The following is a 19228-nucleotide window of genomic DNA, read 5'->3' as shown; positions in this document are numbered from 1 at the left end:
AAGGCAAGATGCTTTTTGTGTTTCTAGTTTCTAGCTCAAGGCTTTAGCGTTATATCTGGCGCACTTTAACGATACGGCCTTTGATTTTGCCTTGTTGCAAGTGCTTAAGCGCCTGCTTGGCTACGTCTTTGTGTACGGCCACATAAGACTGCATTTCTGAGATATTAATTTTGCCCACTTGGTCGCCTTTAATGCCCGCTTCGCCGGTTAAGGCACCGAGAATATCGCCGGCACGAATTTTACTCTTACGGCCACCGGCAATGTTTAAGGTCACCATGTCCGGCTCAAGCGGCGGCGTATTACTATTAAGCTCGGCGAGAGAGCCCTGCACGATAGTCGCGTTTTGATACTCTTCTATCAAATGCACTCGGTAAGCTTCTTGCGGGCTGTACAAGCTTAACGCCAAACCTTGCTGACCGGCGCGACCCGTACGACCCACACGGTGCACGTGCACTTCTGGATCTTGGGTAATGTCGTAGTTAATGACTGCCGCCAGCTCTTTAATGTCCAAGCCGCGGGCGGCAACGTCTGTGGCCACCAAAATATTAGCGCTGCCATTGGTAAAGCGGATCAGTACCTGATCGCGCTCTCTTTGTTCAAGATCGCCATTAAGTGCTAATGCGGCAAAGCCTAACTCAGTTAAGTGATCAGCCACTTCTTGGCAGGCGCGCTTGGTATTACAAAATACTACCGCTGAGCGCGGCGCATAATGTGCCAATAAGGTGGCGAGCGCTTGCTTGCGCAGATGCGGCGACACCTCAAACAGCAATTGCACTATGGTGTCGGCGCGATTTTCATCGGCCACCGATACGCGCTCAGGGTTTTGCTGTAAACCGCGGCTTAAGTCGGCGATACCATTCGGATACGTCGCTGAAAACAATAAGGTTTGGCGAGCTTTGGGAGCAAACGCCACCACTTGCTCAATGTCATAGGCAAAACCCATGTCCAGCATGCGGTCTGCTTCATCCAGCACTAAGGTATTGAGGTGATCCAGATGCAAGCTGCCTTGCTCTAAGTGTTTAAGCATGCGGCCTGGCGTGCCCACTACTATGTGTGCACCAAACTCTAAAGAGGCGGTTTGCGCCGAGGTGGGCGAGCCACCGCAGAGCACCACCAACTTTACGTTGGCCATGGCGCGCGCTAAACGTCGTAGCTCTTGAGCCACTTGATCCGCCAGCTCACGGGTCGGGCAAATCACCATGGTTTGCACGGCCAAGTGGTTGACGTTTAAGCGTGCCAGCAATGCTAAGCCAAAGGCCACGGTTTTACCGCTACCCGTACTGGCCTGAGCAATCACGTCTTTGCCGTTTAACATCAGCGGCAAACTTTGCGCCTGAATCGGCATCATGCGCGTGTATTCAAGGCTAGTAAGGTTGTCGACGAGGGCTGGGTCCAGCGACAGGGTAGAAAATTCGGTTTGGGTCACAAAAAGGCTCTTATGTTTAAAATAGAAAATGAAAAATATAGCAGATTGAAAAATACAGGTGCGCTAAGGCGGGCACACATAATAGCAGAAAACCCGATAGCGTGTTGTTTTTTGCTGCAAATCAAAACCCGTCGGCGAGCGTCAAGCGTGAAGTCAGGGTTCCACGACTTACGCGGTACGCATTAGCTTAAAGGCAAACACCACAGTCTGCTCCTATGGCGCTAAGCGTGCGGCGGTGGCCAGGTTTATTACGGTTCTGTTTGTCTGAGCTCCGCCACTATTTGTGCCCGCAGCTCAGCCTGTTGGGTGCCAGTTAAAGGCAGATTGTCGGCGTTGGTCAGGCTAAAAAAATCTTCTACGCGCTCGCCGATAGTGGTGATTTTTGCCGCGTGTAAATTTAACTGTAATTGGCTAAATACATTACCAATGCGCGCCAACAAGCCTGGGGTATCAAGGGCAATCAGCTCCATAAGGCTGCGTTTATGGGTGTGTTTGGGGTGTAAAAAATTCACTTCAGTGGTCACGGTAAACTCCCGATGGCGCCGCGAAGGTGGCCGAATACGGATTAACGGCGCACTGGTGCTTTCTAGGGTGTCCGTTAAGCGCTGACACAGCTCGGCAAGGCGGTCGCCGCTGACCGGTTGGCCATCGGGCTCTAACACGATAAAGGTATCCAGCGCATAGCCGTCTTTTGAGGTCATGATCTGGGCATCATGGATATTAAGATTTTTTTGATCCAATGCCGCCGCCACCCGACCAAATAAGTTGGGCGAGTCTTGGCAGTAAATAAACAGCTCGCTGCCGCCGCGCCCCGGTTGTTGGCTAATTTGCACCAAGGGCCCAGGATTATCGGCGTGAGCCAATATATGGCGGCTGTGCCAAGCAATTTGCTCTGGGGTATGGCGCAAAAAATAATCGGCGGTAAAGCGCGCCCACAAAGGTTTGATTTGCGCTTCTGTGGTGTCCAGTTGCAGTAATATTTGTCGCGCTTGGCGCTGGTTTTCGCGAATACTTAAGCGCAGATCCGGTGGGTTTTCTAGCCCTTGGCGTAAGGCTTTTTGAGTAGAAAAATACAGCTCACGCAGCAGGCTGCCTTTCCAGTCATTCCATAAGTTATCGTTAGTGGCACAAATATCTGCCACCGTTAGCGCATATAAATAGTCGAGCCGAATTTCATCTTTTACTTGGCTGGCAAACTCGCTGATCACCTCGGGGTCATAAATATCTCGGCGTTGGGCGGTGACCGACATCAACAGATGCTGGCGCACTAACCACACCACCAAGCGAGTGTCGGGTTTACTTAGTTGGTGTAATTCGCAAAATTCCTGAGCATCAATGGCGCCAAGCTCGGAGTGGTCACCACCACGGCCCTTGGCAATATCGTGAAACAGGGCGGCTATGTTGAGTAGCTCGGGCTTGCGCAAGCGATTACAAATATCGAAGCATAAGGGATGGCTGCGCTGGGCATCGCCGTGGTGAAAGCGATAAATGTTTTTTAATAAGCGGTGGGTATGCTCATCCACCGGATAGGCATGAAACATATCAAATTGCATTTGACCGACAATTTTTTGCCATTGGGGCAAATAGGCGGCCAAAATACCGTAGCGATGCATCAAGGTTAAGGCTAAGCCGCAGCCTTGATGGTGGCGCATTAACATCATAAAGAAGCGTCGGCACTCGGCATGATCCCATAAGAAACCGGGCAAGTCGCGCCGGGCGTCTCGCAGCAAACGCAGCGTGCTGGAATAAATACCCGTGATCTGGGGATGCAGTGCGATGTGATAAAACAGCCGCATAATGGCCGCCGGTTGTTCCATAAACAATTCAGGATTGATCACATCAATCAAGGTACCGCGTAGGCGAAATTCAGGCGTGAGATTTCTGACATCCATGGCGATATGGCCGAGAATCGCTTCATCAAACAGCTGCAACAGCATTTCGTTGAGCTCTTGGACGCGGCGCACCGTTTGGTAGAAGCGTTTCATCATCTGCTCTATGGGCTCGTTGCCATCGCCCGCGTATCCGAGGGAAGTGGCCACGGCCCGCTGCCTGTCAAACAATAGACGATTATCGGTTCTGTGGGTGGTCATGTGCAGGGCAAAGCGCAGCTTCCATAAGAAGTTCTGACTATCGAGCAGCTCCAGATATTCGTCTTGAGTTAAAAAGTCGTGACTGACCATTTCATGCAAGGTGGTGGCACCAAAATGGCGACGGGTAACCCAGCTAATGGTTTGAATATCGCGCAAACCGCCGGGGCTGCATTTAATATCCGGTTCTAATTTATAGCTGGTGTCTTGATATTGTTGATGGCGAGCAATTTGCTCTTGCCGTTTGGCTTCAAAAAAGTCCTGGCTGGACCAAAATTTATCCGGCTCAGTGGCAGAGGTTAACTCGGCAAAAGTATGGTAACAGCCGGTTACCAGCCTAGCTTCAATCAGGTTGGTGGCGATGGTGAGGTCTTGCTCGCCTTGGCTAATGCATTGCGCCACCGAGCGCACGCTGTGACCCACCTCGAGGCGCAAGTCCCACAGCATGGTAATAAAGCGACCGATCCGCTCATTGACCGCTTGATTAGCACTGTCTTCACAGAGGATTAATAGGTCGATATCTGAGTAAGGGTGCAGCTCACCCCGGCCGTAGCCGCCCACCGCCACTAGCGCAAGCCCCAGGTCTTTATCCAGCCCCATGCGTTGCCAAAGACCCGTAAGAAGTTGGTCCATGTGCTGGGAGCGCGTCACCACCAGCTCAAAGATGTCGTCACCGGCTTTAAAGCGATTCTCTAGCCAGAGCTGCAGTTCAGCGAGAATGGCCTTACAGGTAGGCAACGTGAGCTCAGCGGGGGCGAACAGGGCGGGCGCTAACAGCGAATGACTCATCACGGCCATCTCCTTATAAGTGGGTAAAACAAGGTAGCAGGCGCGGTTAGTCTTGATTTGCGTCTCACGCCTTACCATTTACGCCTCACTAAAAAACAATAAAGGCGCCGTAGCGCCTTGATCGTGAGATACTGGGTATCCGTGCTTGTTATTATTCGCCCGCAGATCTAATGCTGACAGCATGATTTCCTTTTGGGCCTTGTTCAATTTTATATTGTACCAACTGGCCCGCTTTGAGGGTTCTATATCCATCCATCTCAATGGTGGAGAAATGTGCGAACACATCATCACCGCCGTCCTGTGGGCAGATAAAGCCAAATCCCTTAGCATTATTAAACCACTTCACCGTACCGGTTGTCATACTCTTGCATCCCTTATGCTCAAACATCCTAAACAACGTGATTCATTTATTAGGGCCGTGTCACTCGTATTAGGGCTCGGCCACTAATTCACTATCTGCTTATCACTACCTGCCTATTAATACCAACGATGCTTCGTCGGATACGGCCATTATAATATTGGGCGCATACCAGCCGTAATCAATAGTGATGCAAGTCCACTTTAAACAAAGGCTTAACCGAGTCAAGCCTTTGTTTGGCGCTTCACAATGCTGAACTAAGACAGTTGACAGCCATCTCATACGCGCTAGTGTGAAGGAAAGACACTCTAAACAGTTCCTGATATCCTGAGGGTACAATACGAGCCAAGGCCGTGGGTTTTAAGGGTGTTAATGTCAGTAATCAGGGCATAGCGCAATCAGGAACTGTGATTTAGAGTGATGGTTAGAGTAACGATATGAGCAGGAGTACGCATCAGACAGATGGTGACCTATTAAAAGACAAAGAGGCGGAAGAAATTGCGCTCCAACCCCCTCCTATGTACAAGGTCATCTTGAACAATGACGACTATACGCCCATGGAATTTGTGGTGGAGGTGCTACAGCGATTTTTCGCCATGGATGAGGATAAAGCCACCCAAGTCATGATGGCCGTCCATTATCAAGGTAAAGGAGTCTGTGGCCGGTTTACGGCAGAAATAGCAGAAACAAAAGTAGCACAAGTCAATCATTACGCTCGGCTACATGAACATCCGTTGTTGTGTAGCATGGAGCAAGAATAAGTAAATACCCGCCGCAACGGGACACCGAAGTTTTTAGGGGAGGTGCCTATGTTGAACAAAGATCTTGAGAGCACGTTGAATGATGCGTTCAATGACGCGCGTCGTGCTCGCCACGAGTTCATGACGGTGGAGCACCTGCTACTCGCGTTGTTGAATAATCCTGCAGCCAAAGAAGCGTTGCTTGCCTGTGGTGCTGAGCTTGAGCAGCTACGCCGCGAAACGCAGTTGTTTATCGAGCAAACCACGCCTTTGTTACCGGTCGGCGATGTGGAGATTGAAACCCAGCCTACTTTGGGTTTTCAGCGAGTCTTGCAACGCGCGGTTTTTCATGTGCAATCGTCCGGCAACGCCGAAGTTACCGGCGCTAATGTGTTGGTCGCTATTTTTAGCGAACAAGAGTCACAAGCTGCGTACCTGCTGAAAAGAATCCAAATCAGCCGCTTAGATGTGGTGAACTTTTTGTCCCATGGGGTGCGCAAAGACGAGCAGCCCGAAGACAAAGCGGCTTCATCCCAAGACGATGGCAGTGAAGAGGCGGCCAGCAACCAAACCGAAGGGTTTGTGATCAACCTCAACCAATGGGTAAAAGATGGTCGCATCGACCCCTTAATTGGTCGCGAGCAAGAGGTGAGTCGTGCCATTCAAGTGTTGTGTCGTCGCCGTAAGAACAACCCACTGCTGGTGGGTGAGGCTGGGGTGGGTAAAACCGCCATCGCCGAGGGCTTAGCCTATCGCATCGTGCACGGCGACGTGCCGGAGATCATGGCCGACAACATTATTTATTCCCTCGATATGGGCGCGCTGTTGGCCGGTACCAAATACCGAGGTGATTTTGAGAAGCGTTTTAAAGCGCTGCTCAGACAGTTTGAAAAGCAGAAAGGTGCGATTCTGTTTATCGATGAAATCCACACCATTATCGGTGCCGGTGCCGCCTCAGGTGGTCAGCTGGATGCAGCCAATCTTCTGAAACCCATGCTGTCTAGCGGCCAAATTCGTTGCATGGGCTCCACTACTTATCAAGAATACAGTCAGATTTTTGAGAAAGACCGCGCCTTGGCCCGTCGTTTTCAGAAAATAGACATTCCTGAGCCGTCCGTGGAAGACACCACCAAAATATTAATGGGCCTGAAAAGCCGTTATGAAGCCCATCATGATGTGCGCTACACCACTCCGGCCATTAAGGCGGCGGCGGAGCTATCAGCCAAATACATCAACGATCGTCATTTGCCCGATAAGGCCATTGATGTGATTGATGAGGCAGGTGCCAGAATTCGTATGCTGCCGCCCTCTAAGCGTAAGAAGACCATAGGCGTGAGTGACATCGAAGCCATAGTGGCCAAGATTGCGCGTATTCCAGAAAAGTCTGTCTCAAGCTCTGACAAAGAAGCCTTGAAGACGCTGGAGTCCAAGCTGAAGATGGTGGTGTTTGGCCAAGACAAGGCCATAGAAGTACTGACCGACGCCATTCGCTTGAGTCGCTCAGGCCTTGGCAACGAGAAGCGCCCCATTGGCTCCTTCTTGTTTGCCGGGCCCACAGGTGTGGGTAAAACCGAGGTCACTCAGCAGCTGGCGCGGGTGCTGGGCATAGAGCTGGTGCGCTTTGATATGTCTGAGTATATGGAAGCACACACGGTATCCCGTTTGATTGGTGCGCCTCCAGGCTACGTAGGTTTTGAGCAAGGTGGGCTGTTAACCGATGCGGTGATTAAGCATCCTCATGCAGTCGTGTTGCTTGATGAAATAGAAAAAGCGCACTCGGATGTGTTTAACCTGTTATTGCAGGTGATGGATAACGGCACCTTAACCGATAATAGCGGACGCAAAGCGGATTTTCGCAATGTGATCTTAGTGATGACCACTAACGCCGGCGTACAACAAACCGTGCGCCAATCCATTGGTTTCCAGGAGCAAGACAACAGTCCGGATGCCATGATTGAAATCAACCGTACCTTTGCCCCTGAATTTCGTAACCGACTCGATCATATTATGTGGTTTAACCACTTGGATATGGCGGTTATTTATCAGGTGGTGGACAAGTTTATTGTGGAGCTGCAAGCCCAGCTTGATGCGAAAGGCGTATCGATGGAGGTCAGCGAGCCCGCAAGAGCTTGGTTAGCCGAGCAGGGGTATGATAAGTCGATGGGGGCAAGGCCCATGGGCCGAGTGATACAAGAACAGCTGAAAAAGCCGCTGGCCAACGAGTTGCTGTTTGGCGAACTGGTTGCTGGCGGCTCGGTTAAGGTCACCTTGCAAGACAACAAACTGCATTTTGACTATCAGTCGGAAGCCTCTTTGGCTCATTAACGCCACCGTTGTGCTTAAAGCCACTTAATGCCAATAGGCCCGCCACCTTAAACGAGGGGCGGGCCTATTTTTATTCAAGAGGCGCAGGCCAACAGAACAGAAGTGAGCAAAGCACCCAAACGTTAAACAGCAGGCGTCAGTGATGCGCCTCTAACGTTTGGGTGTCACTGGCGAACGGATTAACGAGCGCGGAAGACGATGCGTCCTTTTGACAGATCGTATGGGGTTAGCTGCACGGTAACTTTGTCACCGGTCAGGATACGAATATAGTTTTTGCGCATCTTGCCAGAGATGTGAGCAGTAACCACGTGGCCATTTTCTAGCTCAACGCGAAACATAGTGTTCGGCAGGGTATCCAAAATGGTCCCTTGCATTTCAATACTGTCTTCTTTAGCCATTGAGTCCTCTTGTTAACGCAGGCAATAAAAGCGGCCGAAATGATGGCAGATTTCGGCCTCACTGTAAAGTTTCCGCTCAGTCTTTCATCCCGTGCCAGGTTCCGGCAATGAGTCGCTGATGGGGGCGGAAGTGTTGTTTATAATTCATTTTTGCACATTCATCCACCTGATAACCCAGATAAAGCCATTGTTTGGCTGTTTGTTGAGCTATCTTGAGCTGCGTTAAGACTGCAAAGGTGCCCAGTGAACGGTGCGCTAACGCAGGTTCAAAAAAAGTGTACATGGCGCTCATCGACTGGCTTAAGGTGTCGGTGACTGCCACCGCCACTAACTTTTGCTCAAGCCTAAATTCAATAAAAGTCGGTGGCAACCAATCACAAAGCACAAAGCCTTCATATTGGCGATGACTGGCCGGATACATGGCACCGTCAAGGTGGCGCTGATTAATATAGCGCTGATAAAGCTCAAAGTAAGCGGGATGGTCGGTGTCACTGACGGTGATGTCTATATCGCGATTATTTCGGGCAATGCGTTTTTGACTGCGGGTCGGCGCGAAGTGTGCGACGTCAATGCGCAAAGATTGGCAGGCGGTGCAGCCCTGACAGTGAGGCCGATAAATATCACTGCCGCTACGGCGAAAGCCAGCACTGAGCAGTTGTTCGTAGTCTTGAGCGTTAAGCCGATTTTTATCCAGCAACACCAATAATTGCTCTTGTTGCTGAGGTAAATAACTGCAGGCATGAGGTGGAGTTAATCCCACCTTAAGGTTCACTTCTTTCATAATGTTAATTCACCCGGTTGCCAGCAGCCTTCACGCAGCGGTAGGCGTTGTAATGCCTGAAGTTTAGATAAGAAGTCACTTCTGTGCCACGTACGCACCCCTAAGCTCATCAGATGGGGGTTAGGCAGCTGGCAGTCCACTAAGGTGCCTCCATAGCGACTAAAGTGGCGACATAGCGCCAGCATGGCCAATTTAGAGCCGTTATCGACTAAGTGAAACATAGACTCGCCACAAAACAGTTGGCCGAGATTAATGCCGTACAAACCGGCGACTAAGGTATCGCCTTGCCATACCTCAATGGAATGGGCGTGGCCCGCCTGATGTAATTGGCAATAGGCGGCTTCAATATCTCGGGTGATCCAAGTACCTTCTTTATGCTCGCGTAATTGGCGGCAATGGCGGATCACCTCAGCAAAGGCGGTATTGATGGTCAAGCGATAAGGCGCGCGTTTGGCAAGTTTTGCTAGGCTTCGACTCACATGCAAATCATCAGGGGCAATCACGGCGCGGGGATCCGGAGACCACCAGAGCAAGGGTTGATCTTCTTCAAACCAGGGGAAAATACCCATGCTATAGGCCAGCAGCAGTCGGTCTGGGCTTAAGTTACCGCCAATGGCTAATAAACCATTGGGGTCTTGCAGCGCTTTGTCAGGGTGGGGGAACCACAACTTATTATCCAATAATGTCAGCATGCCGTTAACCGTTACTCTTTATTAATGTTCTTGTTTAAGTGCTTAGTTTAAGTGTTTTAGCCAGCCTGACCCATTTTTATGCAAGGTGTTCATGAATTTACTGACGCACTTTAGGTGAGCGGGAGCGCTGTGCTGTTGCGCATTGCGTTTCAAACTGAGCCTTATATTACCATTGAATGAATAATGAATGAGCATATACTCTAAATGATAACCTTATAGTTATTGTGTATTAGTTACTGTGTATTTAGGAGGGCAGGATGGCGCATCGGGCACACTTATTTTCGTTACGGATTGGCCATGCGCTGCGCGAAAGTTGCTTAACGGAACCCTATGGCCGCCAGCGTTTACTAAAAGATGTGTTAGCCGGTATTACGGTAGGCATCATTGCTATTCCGCTGGCCATGGCGTTGGCGATTGCCAGTGGGGTGGCACCGCAATATGGACTTTATACGGCCATTATTGGCGGTTTTATTATTGCGCTAACGGGCGGCTCGCGCTTAAGTATTTCAGGCCCCACTGCCGCCTTCGTGGTGATTTTATATCCCATCGCCCAGCAATATGGCTTAGGTGGTCTGTTATTGGCCACCGTGATGTCGGGATTAATCTTGATAGGCTTGGCGCTGATCCGTCTCGGCCGCTTAATTGAATATATTCCTGCTTCCGTGACCTTAGGTTTTACCGGCGGCATCGGGGTGGTGATTGCCACCTTACAGTTAAAGGATTTTTTAGGCCTGACCGAGCTGCAGATGCCGGCGCATTATCTAAGCAAGGTGTCTGCTCTCATGCACGCCGTACCTAATTTTTATGGGCCCAGCGTGATAGTCGCCTTGCTAACGTTGGCCATTATGTTGCTCTGGCCCAAGCTAAAGCTTGGTGGCCCGCCCATTTACCGGCGGTGATCTTGGCCAGTGTGCTCACTTGGTTACTCAATAACCAAGGGCTTGAGATAGCTACCATTAGCAGTCAGTTTAGTTATGTGCTGGCAGACGGCAGCAGTGGGCAAGGCATTCCGCCGGTGTTGCCGCAGTTTATCTGGCCTTGGCTGCAACCCGGACCCGAAGGCGGGGTGTTATTGCTGGATTGGAGCTTGCTGCAAGCCTTATTACCGGCAGCCTTTGCCATCGCCATGTTGGGGGCGATTGAGTCGCTGCTTTGTGCCGTAGTGTTAGATGGCATGACGGGCAAGCGCCACAGTGCCAACAGTGAGCTGTTAGGCCAAGGTATCGGCAATATAGTGGCGCCGTTTTTTGGTGGTATTACCGCCACTGCTGCTATTGCGCGCTCGGCGGCTAATTTTAAAGCCGGTGGCCAAACGCCGGTGTCGGGCATGGTGCACGCATTAGTGGTATTAGCAGCCTTAGTCTTGCTGGCGCCCATGTTGGCCTACGTGCCCATGCCCGCCATGGCCGCATTATTGATGGTGGTGGCGTGGAACATGAGTGAAGCACACAAGGCATTGCGCTTGATTAAAACCGCGCCGCTGGGAGATGTGTTGGTATTTTTTACCTGTTTCTCGCTGACCATTTTATTCGATATGGTGATTGCCATTACGGCGGGTATTCTGGTGGCCGCCGTGCTGTTTATGCGCGATATTGCTGAGATGACGCGGGTGACGGATATTTCAGCTAGCAGCCGATTTAGTGCTTCGCCGCTGCCTGTCGGCTGGTCGGTGTATAAGATCAATGGCCCGTTGTTTTTTGCCGCGGCAGATCGCGTATTCAGCGAGTTAGCCGGCTTATGCGGTACACAAAAGGGCGTAATTTTGTATCTGGACGCGGTGTCTATTTTAGATGCGGGCGGCCAAGCGGCGTTAAGTGGTTTTGTCGCCCACTGCCAGCAACAAAACATTGAGGTCATAGTGGCCGACGTGCAATTTCAGCCGCTAAAAACCTTGGCCCGCGCCGGCGTACAGCCCATTCCTGAAGTGTTATCTTTTTATCCCACCTTACAAGAAGCGCTCGCGCAGGTGAGTGAAAGGTAAAATATAGCGCCGAGCGCCAAGATAAAGGGTTTTGTAGGCAAACACTTGTTCTCGCATTTCGCCGAAGGCGGAACGGTTTTAGGCTTGGTGTATCAGAACCTGTTATGCCGGATTGCACGGCTAAAGTATGTGCCTAGATTCGTGCAATATGCAGACTGCGGCGCGGTTGGATATTGTTTAGTTTTACTGCGTAAAACCGGCCGACTAAAGATGGCCTCTACAATCGTGCAATATGTGAATGTTGGTGCGGTTGGTCTTTGTTTTGTGTTTAGCTCGGTGCTGTATTCTCCCTTCACTTTTCACTCATCACGGTTTTCAGATCAAAAACGGCGCCGTATCTACGGCGCCGTTTTGCTTCTAGCTTAGTGCTGAATAGCTTACTTCAGGGCATCCAAATAGCGCTCGGCGTCCAGCGCGGCCATGCAGCCGGTGCCGGCTGAGGTAATGGCTTGGCGATAGATATGGTCCATCACGTCACCGGCGGCAAATACGCCCTCGATGCTGGTTTGGGTGGCGTTGCCTTGTAAACCGGATTGCACCTTAAGGTAGCCGTTTTCCATGTCTAACTGATCGATAAACATGCTGGTGTTGGGCTGATGACCGATGGCGATAAAGACCCCGGCCAGTGCTAATTCTTCTTCAGTGCCCGTCTGGGTATCTTTTAAGCGCACACCCGTCACACCTGTGTTGTCACCCAGCACTTCTTCTAGCGTGCGGTGGGTGTGCAGAATAATATTGCCGTTATTAACCTTGTCCATTAAACGGTCAATAAGGATTTTCTCGGAGCGAAATTCGTCACGGCGGTGCACTAAATGTACTTCAGCGGCAATATTTGACAGATAGAGAGCTTCTTCTACTGCAGTATTACCGCCGCCAATCACGGCGACTTTTTGGTTACGGTAGAAGAAACCATCACAGGTGGCACAAGCTGAGACACCGCGACCTTGAAACGCTTCTTCAGAAGGTAAACCTAAGTATTTAGCCGAGGCGCCGGTGGCGATAATCAGCGCGTCGCAGCTATAGGTAACACTGTCACCTTTTAATTGAAATGGGCGCTGGCTTAAGTCCACACTGTTGATGTGATCAATCAGTATTTCTGTTTCAAAGCGCTGTGCATGGGCTTTCATGCGCTCCATTAAGGCAGGGCCGGTTAAGCCTTCTGGATCGCCTGGCCAGTTTTCCACGTCTGTGGTGGTGGTCAGCTGACCACCTTGCTGAATACCGGTAACCATTACGGGATTAAGGTTGGCGCGGGCAGCGTAGACGGCGGCGGTATATCCTGCAGGACCGGATCCTAAGATCAGCAGTTTTGCATGTTTTGCTTGACTCATTTGTTTCTCCAACCTGAGAGTAGGCAGATAATAGTGGCTCGATTGTAGGGGATAGCCGAAAGGGAATAAAGTACCACAGCTGGCGGTTCTGTGCAGTGAGACTGGCGGTAAGCCGCCAAAGGGCGTAGACATGATGCTACTGTAATCGGCAAGCTGGAGTTAGAGCGACCGGCAGTTCGGGTTAGAACGAATAGTTATGCAATATAACCAAAAATAAAGGCTCGCTTGAATATCATTAATAAATTAATGCGAGATAAACAGTAATTTGGAGGGTATTCGACCAATAAAGCTGTTATTGGTGCTGAAATAGCTAATTATATCAATATCGGCTTATTTGTTGAGCTAATGCCCTGTGGCTGATGAAAGCGAGCTGAACGGATAAAACAGTTGTTAAATGGTTATTTTAGAGGTAAAACAAACGTATATGCTATCTGTTAGCTACTTAGCATGTTAAGATACTGGAAGATATGCTGTAATAGATAATCGTTTTTTCTATGTATTTATCTGTTTTCTACATTGCGAGATGGCGACGGCACCTGCTGGGTGACCAGAGGAAGTAGTGCTGCTAAAGGCAGACTGAATCCGATATTAGCCTGCCGTGTTGTGCCATGCAGTCAGACTATTCACAGTGGAATATATCGATAATGAGTCAAAGGATGGATGAAGTGTTGGATTTGAACAGTAGACCGGCCAAAGATCTCGACCGAATAGATCGCAATATATTAAACGAGCTGCAGCAAGACGGCCGTATCTCTAACGTTGAGCTGTCTAAGCGAGTGGGGCTTAGCCCCACGCCGTGCTTAGAGCGCGTGCGTCGTTTAGAGCGCCAAGGGTATATCGAAGGCTATACTGCTATTCTTAATCCGCAGTATTTAGATGCCTCTTTGCTGGTGTTTGTAGAAATTACACTTAACCGTGGCACACCCGATGTGTTTGATGAGTTTAATGACGCGGTACAAAAGCTGGAAGAAATTCAAGAATGCCATTTGGTATCCGGTGATTTTGACTACCTATTGAAAACGCGCGTGGCTGATATGTCGGCTTATCGTAAGCTGTTGGGCGAAACCTTGTTACGTTTGCCAGGCGTGAATGACACTCGCACCTATGTGGTGATGGAAGAGGTCAAGCAAAGCAATCGTCTGGTGATAAATACCCGTTAAGCTGTGCTAATGGGCTCGGCTCTGGTATTTTTATCGAAGCGAGCTGATCATAAACTCAGATTCTGCGAGCGGCCTTGGCCGCTCGTTTGTCGTTTGAGTCTCTGGCGACCTTTTCTGTCGCAGCCCAGCCATTGATTGTATGAATAACTTAAAAGTGAGGAGCGGGCGTTTGGCGGAGAAAAAGCTGTTTACTCCTATGTCTGGTTTACAGCGTCTGTTTGAGGCCGGATTGATCACCATTATTTTATTGGCGATCTTCATGATGTTGTCCTTGGTGTCTTATCACCCCTCGGATCCGGGCTGGTCACAAACAGCGTGGGGCGGAGAAATTCGTAATGCTGCCGGTCCTGCCGGTGCTTGGTTGGCCGATATTTTGCTGTTCTCTTTTGGCTTTTCGGCTTATGCGGTACCCTTATTTATGGTGCTGATTGGCTGGTTAACCTTATGGCGGCCAAGGGCGTTAAGTGACATTTGTTACTTAACCTTAAGCCTGCGTATTATCGGATTTTTAATGCTGCTGCTGAGTGTATTAACCTTGGCCAGCATGAACTTGGGCAATATTTACTACTTTTCATCCGGTGGCTTAATTGGCGACATGCTGGCCTCGGCCATCGCCCCTGTTTTTGGCACGCTGGGCACCACTTTATTGCTGTTGTGCGGCTTTGCTACTGGCGTCACCTTTTTTACCGGTTGGTCTTGGTTGCTGATTGTGGAGCGCTTAGGGGCCAGTGTGGTCAATGCGCCGCAGCTATTAAGCCAAGTGCCGCAACGTATTGTTGACTGGCAAAGTAATTTACGTGGTTCACAGACAAGCGAGCCACTGGCGGCAACGACCAGCTCGACGCACGGCTCCGGCAAACCAGTAACGGGCCCTGAGTCGGCGCATACCACCGCAGAAGATACTCATTCTGGTTCAGGCTTTGTAAGCTGGCGCCGGTTTAAAGAGCGCTTGAGTGGCACCGCAGACGAGGCAGATTACGCCCCGCAAGCTGGCCGTGAACATGAGCAAGACGACCCGCTGATGGCACCTCTGCCAGCAGCACCTAAGCGTGCTTTACTGCAAAAGAAGGCGCCACCGATGCGTAAAGAGCCGGTGTTTAATGCCAACCATGAACCAGATGTGGACTTAGAGGCGGCCAGCTCGATGGCGGCGGATGACTTTATGGACACCGATGATTTTCTGGATGCGGAAGATTTTTTAGCGAGTGTCAATAAACCTGCTCGTGCGCCGCAGCAAGCCGCTACTCAACAATCAGCTTTGCAACAAGCACCCATTCAACAAGCAGCGCCGCAAGCACGACCGCAGGCGATGCAACCGCCCGCAGCGCAGCCTATGGCAACCTTAGCGCAAGCGAATGGCTGGCCAGAAGACGACGAGGAGCTGGATTTGCCTTGGTTAAAAGATGATGAAGCTGTGCCTCATTCACCTGCAACACGGGTGGCAGCTGTGCCGCCTAGAGCGCAACGCAGTGTTAGCCCTTTACCTTCGTTTGAGTTACTGGATTTACCCAAGCCGCGCCAGCATACGGTGAGTGAGGCAGAGTTAGAGCGCATTGCGCGCTTAGTCGAGGCCAAGCTTGCGGACTATAACGTGCAAGCCAACGTAGTGGGCGTGTATCCGGGGCCGGTGATCACCCGTTTTGAATTGGACTTAGCGCCGGGTATTAAGGTGAGTAAAATTGCCAGCCTAGATCGCGACTTGGCCCGTTCATTGTCAGCGATCAGCGTGCGGGTGGTAGAAGTTATCCCGGGTAAGCCTTATATCGGCCTAGAATTGCCCAACACGCGCCGAGAAACCGTGTATTTGCGTGAGGTAATCGACAGCGAAGCCTTTAGAAATAGCCAACATCCGTTAACCATGGTGCTGGGTCAAGACATTGCCGGCGAGCCGGTGGTGGTGAACTTGGCGAGAATGCCCCACGTATTAGTGGCGGGCACCACCGGCTCCGGTAAGTCGGTGGGCGTGAACGTGATGATCTTGTCGATGTTGTATAAAGCCACGCCCGAAGAAGTGCGCTTTATTATGATAGATCCCAAGATGTTGGAGCTGTCGGTTTACGAAGGTATTCCGCACCTGCTCACCGAAGTGGTCACTGACATGAAAGATGCGGCCAATGCGTTGCGCTGGTGTGTGGGTGAGATGGAGCGCCGTTATAAGCTGTTGTCTTCGGTAGGGGTGCGTAACCTGCAAGGCTATAACACCAAGGTGCAAGACGCGATTGATGCGGGTGAGCCAATTCGTGACCCACTGTGGGATCCGACCCAGTCTATGGATACCTATCCGCCGGCACTGGAAAAACTGCCGCATATCGTGGTGGTAATTGATGAATTTGCCGACATGATGATGATAGTCGGTAAGAAGGTAGAAGAGCTGATTGCGCGTATTGCCCAAAAGGCCCGTGCGGCGGGAATCCACCTGATTTTGGCTACCCAGCGCCCGTCGGTGGATGTGATCACTGGCTTAATTAAAGCCAACATTCCGACGCGCATGTCATTTCAGGTGTCGAGCAAAATAGACTCGCGCACCATCTTAGACCAACAAGGGGCAGAGTCCTTATTAGGCATGGGTGACATGCTTTACTTACCCGCCGGTGATAGCACGCCAACACGGGTACACGGCGCCTTTGTGGATGACCACGAAGTGCACAAAGTAGTGGCGGCATGGAAAGAGCGGGGCGAGCCCAATTATATTGAAGATATCTTAAGTGGTGAGGTGGGCCCAGAAGGCTTATTGCCAGGAGAAGTAGCGGAAGAGGGCGACGATGCGCCTGATCCCTTGTTTGATGCTGCGGTAGCTTATGTCGTAGAGACGCGTCGTGGCTCTATCTCTGGGGTGCAACGTCAGTTTAAGATTGGTTACAACCGCGCCGCTCGTTTAATCGAACGAATGGAGCAACTTGGCATTGTGAGTGCGCCTATGGGTAGCGGTCAACGTGAAGTATTGGCACCTCCGCCAGTTAGGGAGCGCAATTAAATGAAGAAATTAGCGACGATAGGGTTTGTAATTTGGTCGGTGAGTGCTGTGGCACTGGCCGATGCTAGGTCTGACTTACAACAAAAACTGGCCAGCTTTAACCAATTCTCGGCAGATTTCAGCCAGCAAGTGTTTGATGAGCAAGGTAAGCCGATGCAAACCGGCAAGGGCACCATGCAGTTGGCACGACCCGATCAGTTTCGCTGGCACACAGTGTCGCCTGATGAGAGCTTAATTGTATCGAACGGCAAAAGTGTGTGGATGTATGACCCCTTTGTGGAGCAAGTGAGCATAGCGCCACTGGAGCAAGCGATTCAGAACACGCCCTTCTTGTTGATTGCCGGTCGTGATGGTAAGCGCTGGCAGGATTATGAAGTGACGCGCCAAGGTGCAGATTTTATCGTGGCCAGTAAAGATCCCAGCGAGCTGATCAGCCAGTTTAGTCTGCGCTTTGATGCGAGAAATCGCATTGAACGTTTCAGTGTGTTGGAGTCAGGCGGTCAGCGCAGTGATTTCACCCTAAAAAATATCAACACTCAGCCTAAGGTAAGCAAAACCAGCTTCACCTTTACGCCGCCAAAAGGCGTGATGGTTGATGATCAACGCTAAATATTAAGCGCCAAGCGTTAAGGAAACAGAGAATACCGAGCTCAACCAGCTCGGTATTTTTTTGCCGTGGTATTGAGGCTGCTCTGAGTACCAACGCGCTCAGCTTTACCCCTCAGGCGTCAGCCTTTACACTTCACCATCCTATAGAGACCATGTTAGGCCCACAGTTTTGCTGCTGGCTGAGTGCTGGGTCTGTTGCCATTTTTGTGGAGATGAATGATGAGCACCTTGAGTCTCGACTTTGAACAAGATGACTTTCGCCCGTTAGCCGCGCGCATGCGTCCGCAACGCTTAGCGCAATATCTGGGCCAAGACCATATTTTAGGGCCGGATAAACCACTGCGCCGAGCACTGGAAGCCGGACACTGCCACTCCATGATTTTGTGGGGGCCGCCGGGTACCGGCAAAACCACGCTGGCTGAGTTAATAGCCCTGTATTGTGATGCCGAAGTGGAGCGGGTCTCCGCAGTGACCTCGGGCGTAAAAGAAATTCGCGCCGCCATCGAGCGCGCCCGCGAGCACAAGTTAGCGGGTCGACGCACTATCTTGTTTGTGGATGAAGTACACCGCTTTAATAAATCTCAGCAAGATGCATTTTTGCCCCATATTGAAGACGGTACCGTCACCTTTATAGGTGCCACCACCGAGAACCCCTCGTTTGAGCTCAATAACGCCTTGTTATCGCGGGCGCGCGTTTATTTGCTGAAGCGTTTAGCGCCTGCTGCCATCGAGCAGATGATCGTGCAGGCGCTAAGCGACGACTCCATCTTGGTAGAGCGACATATTGTGCTAGAGGAAGGCGTACAAAGCGCCTTGGCGCAATTGGTGGACGGTGATGGTCGCAAGGCGTTGAACTATCTTGAGCTGTTATCTGACATGGCCGTATCTGTAGAGGGGCAATGCCGAGTCGACTTGAGCTTGTTGGCGGAAGTGACCGGTGAACGACTGGCCCGCTTTGATAATCAAGGCGACCTGTATTACGACTTGATTTCGGCGATTCATAAGTCTATTCGCGGCTCTAATCCCGATGCTGGTTTATATTGGTATGCGCGTATGGTGAGTGCTGGCTGTGACCCTTTGTATATTGCACGTCGCTTGTTGGCCATCGCCTCAGAAGACATAGGGCTGGCCGATCCAAAAGCCATGGACGTAGCACTGGCGGCCTGGGATTGCTTTACTCGGGTGGGCCCAGCAGAAGGGGAACGCGCCATTGCGCAAGCCATTATTTATTTGGCCTGTGCGCCCAAGAGTAATGCGGTTTACACCGCGTGGAACCAAGCGCTAAAAGATGCCAAAGAGCTGCCAGATTTTGAGGTGCCCATGCACCTGCGCAACGCGCCCACTAAGTTAATGAAAGAGCTGGGCCACGGTGCCGAGTATCGCTATGCCCACCATGAGCCGGGCGCCTATGCGGCGGGTGCCACCTATTTGCCTGATGCCATTGCTGGCCGACAATATTATCAGCCTAATGAGCGCGGTTTTGAGCAGAAGATCAAAGCCAAGCTCGATTATTTGAAAAACCTTGACCAACAAGCCGGTGGCTAGCGGTAAAAGAGACATAGACCTTAGTTGGCTCG

General features: G+C 50.9%; 13 protein-coding genes and 1 pseudogene. 7 read left to right on the top strand and 7 right to left on the bottom strand.

The features are described from left to right. Window positions 1-49: 49 nt before the first annotated feature. The 3 genes from dbpA to cspD form a co-directional block, all read right to left on the bottom strand. Entirely contained in the window at window positions 50-1426 is a 1377-nt protein-coding gene (dbpA, locus tag R0134_RS09645; RefSeq protein ID WP_319781689.1) for an ATP-dependent RNA helicase DbpA, read from the bottom strand. 248 nt (window positions 1427-1674) lie between these two features. Then, a complete protein-coding gene (gene glnD / locus R0134_RS09640; RefSeq protein ID WP_319781688.1) occupies window positions 1675-4302 on the bottom strand; it encodes a bifunctional uridylyltransferase/uridylyl-removing protein GlnD in 2628 nt (875 codons plus the stop codon). A gap of 151 nt (window positions 4303-4453) precedes the next feature. Further along, window positions 4454-4663, bottom strand: coding sequence for a cold shock domain-containing protein CspD (gene cspD / locus R0134_RS09635; protein ID WP_087038118.1), 210 nt, complete (start codon window positions 4661-4663; stop codon window positions 4454-4456). Window positions 4664-5097: 434 nt separating this feature from the next. Here cspD and clpS point away from each other — a divergent pair, with 434 nt between their 5' ends. Beyond that, window positions 5098-5421 (top strand): ATP-dependent Clp protease adapter ClpS, encoded by a 324-nt coding sequence (gene clpS, locus R0134_RS09630; protein WP_319781687.1) that lies wholly within the window; start codon window positions 5098-5100, stop codon window positions 5419-5421. Window positions 5422-5469: 48 nt separating this feature from the next. Beyond that, complete coding sequence (gene clpA, locus R0134_RS09625) at window positions 5470-7725, top strand: ATP-dependent Clp protease ATP-binding subunit ClpA (RefSeq protein WP_319781686.1); 2256 nt, start codon at window positions 5470-5472, stop codon at window positions 7723-7725. Between the two features lie 179 nt (window positions 7726-7904). On the opposite strand, the gene infA is transcribed toward clpA, so the two are convergent. The 3 genes from infA to aat all read right to left on the bottom strand — a co-directional run bounded on the left by infA (window position 7905) and on the right by aat (window position 9596). Continuing rightward, complete coding sequence (gene infA, locus R0134_RS09620; protein ID WP_007419779.1) at window positions 7905-8123, bottom strand: translation initiation factor IF-1; 219 nt, start codon at window positions 8121-8123, stop codon at window positions 7905-7907. Window positions 8124-8199: 76 nt separating this feature from the next. Then, entirely contained in the window at window positions 8200-8907 is a 708-nt protein-coding gene (locus R0134_RS09615) for an arginyltransferase (protein WP_319784343.1), read from the bottom strand. Further along, window positions 8901-9596 (bottom strand): leucyl/phenylalanyl-tRNA--protein transferase, encoded by a 696-nt coding sequence (aat, locus tag R0134_RS09610; RefSeq protein WP_319781680.1) that lies wholly within the window; start codon window positions 9594-9596, stop codon window positions 8901-8903. The genes R0134_RS09615 and aat overlap by 7 nt, the downstream gene beginning before the upstream one ends. 257 nt (window positions 9597-9853) lie before the next feature. Between aat and dauA the strand changes: the two are divergent. Next, a pseudogene (gene dauA, locus R0134_RS09605) lies at window positions 9854-11577 on the top strand (C4-dicarboxylic acid transporter DauA). Between the two features lie 377 nt (window positions 11578-11954). On the opposite strand, the gene trxB reads toward dauA, so the two are convergent. Then, entirely contained in the window at window positions 11955-12908 is a 954-nt protein-coding gene (trxB, locus tag R0134_RS09600; protein WP_319781679.1) for a thioredoxin-disulfide reductase, read from the bottom strand. Between the two features lie 656 nt (window positions 12909-13564). Here trxB and lrp point away from each other — a divergent pair. The 4 genes from lrp (at window position 13565) to R0134_RS09580 (ending at window position 19196) form a co-directional block, all read left to right on the top strand. Continuing rightward, window positions 13565-14068: a leucine-responsive transcriptional regulator Lrp gene (lrp, locus tag R0134_RS09595; protein WP_407668798.1), complete on the top strand. Its 504-nt coding sequence runs from the start codon at window positions 13565-13567 to the stop codon at window positions 14066-14068. A 169-nt stretch (window positions 14069-14237) separates the two neighbouring features. Further along, on the top strand, window positions 14238-17042 hold the full coding sequence (locus R0134_RS09590; RefSeq protein WP_319781677.1) for a DNA translocase FtsK: 2805 nt from the start codon (window positions 14238-14240) through the stop codon (window positions 17040-17042). Beyond that, on the top strand, window positions 17043-17651 hold the full coding sequence (lolA, locus tag R0134_RS09585; protein ID WP_319781676.1) for an outer membrane lipoprotein chaperone LolA: 609 nt from the start codon (window positions 17043-17045) through the stop codon (window positions 17649-17651). It abuts the gene before it with no gap. A gap of 219 nt (window positions 17652-17870) precedes the next feature. Continuing rightward, the gene (locus tag R0134_RS09580) at window positions 17871-19196 is read left to right on the top strand and encodes a replication-associated recombination protein A (protein WP_319784342.1); all 1326 of its coding nucleotides are present in this window, start codon (window positions 17871-17873) and stop codon (window positions 19194-19196) included. The last annotated feature ends 32 nt before the right edge of the window (window positions 19197-19228 follow it).

The sequence above is a fragment of the Oceanisphaera sp. IT1-181 genome (genome assembly GCF_033807535.1).
GTDB lineage: Bacteria > Pseudomonadota > Gammaproteobacteria > Enterobacterales > Aeromonadaceae > Oceanimonas.
Note: the sequence above shows the minus strand (reverse complement) of the source record. Positions and strands in the feature narration are given on the sequence as shown.

What these genes read in the sequence shown, in the direction of transcription:
- lrp (WP_407668798.1), top strand. Translation starts at nt 13,565, where the DNA reads ATGGATGAAGTGTTGGATTTGAACAGTAGACCGGCCAAAGATCTCGAC.
- clpA (WP_319781686.1), top strand. Translation starts at nt 5,470, where the DNA reads ATGTTGAACAAAGATCTTGAGAGCACGTTGAATGATGCGTTCAATGAC.
- glnD (WP_319781688.1), bottom strand. Translation starts at nt 4,302, where the DNA reads ATGAGTCATTCGCTGTTAGCGCCCGCCCTGTTCGCCCCCGCTGAGCTC.
- lolA (WP_319781676.1), top strand. Translation starts at nt 17,043, where the DNA reads ATGAAGAAATTAGCGACGATAGGGTTTGTAATTTGGTCGGTGAGTGCT.
- infA (WP_007419779.1), bottom strand. Translation starts at nt 8,123, where the DNA reads ATGGCTAAAGAAGACAGTATTGAAATGCAAGGGACCATTTTGGATACC.
- aat (WP_319781680.1), bottom strand. Translation starts at nt 9,596, where the DNA reads ATGCTGACATTATTGGATAATAAGTTGTGGTTCCCCCACCCTGACAAA.
- R0134_RS09580 (WP_319784342.1), top strand. Translation starts at nt 17,871, where the DNA reads ATGAGCACCTTGAGTCTCGACTTTGAACAAGATGACTTTCGCCCGTTA.
- clpS (WP_319781687.1), top strand. Translation starts at nt 5,098, where the DNA reads ATGAGCAGGAGTACGCATCAGACAGATGGTGACCTATTAAAAGACAAA.
- cspD (WP_087038118.1), bottom strand. Translation starts at nt 4,663, where the DNA reads ATGACAACCGGTACGGTGAAGTGGTTTAATAATGCTAAGGGATTTGGC.
- trxB (WP_319781679.1), bottom strand. Translation starts at nt 12,908, where the DNA reads ATGAGTCAAGCAAAACATGCAAAACTGCTGATCTTAGGATCCGGTCCT.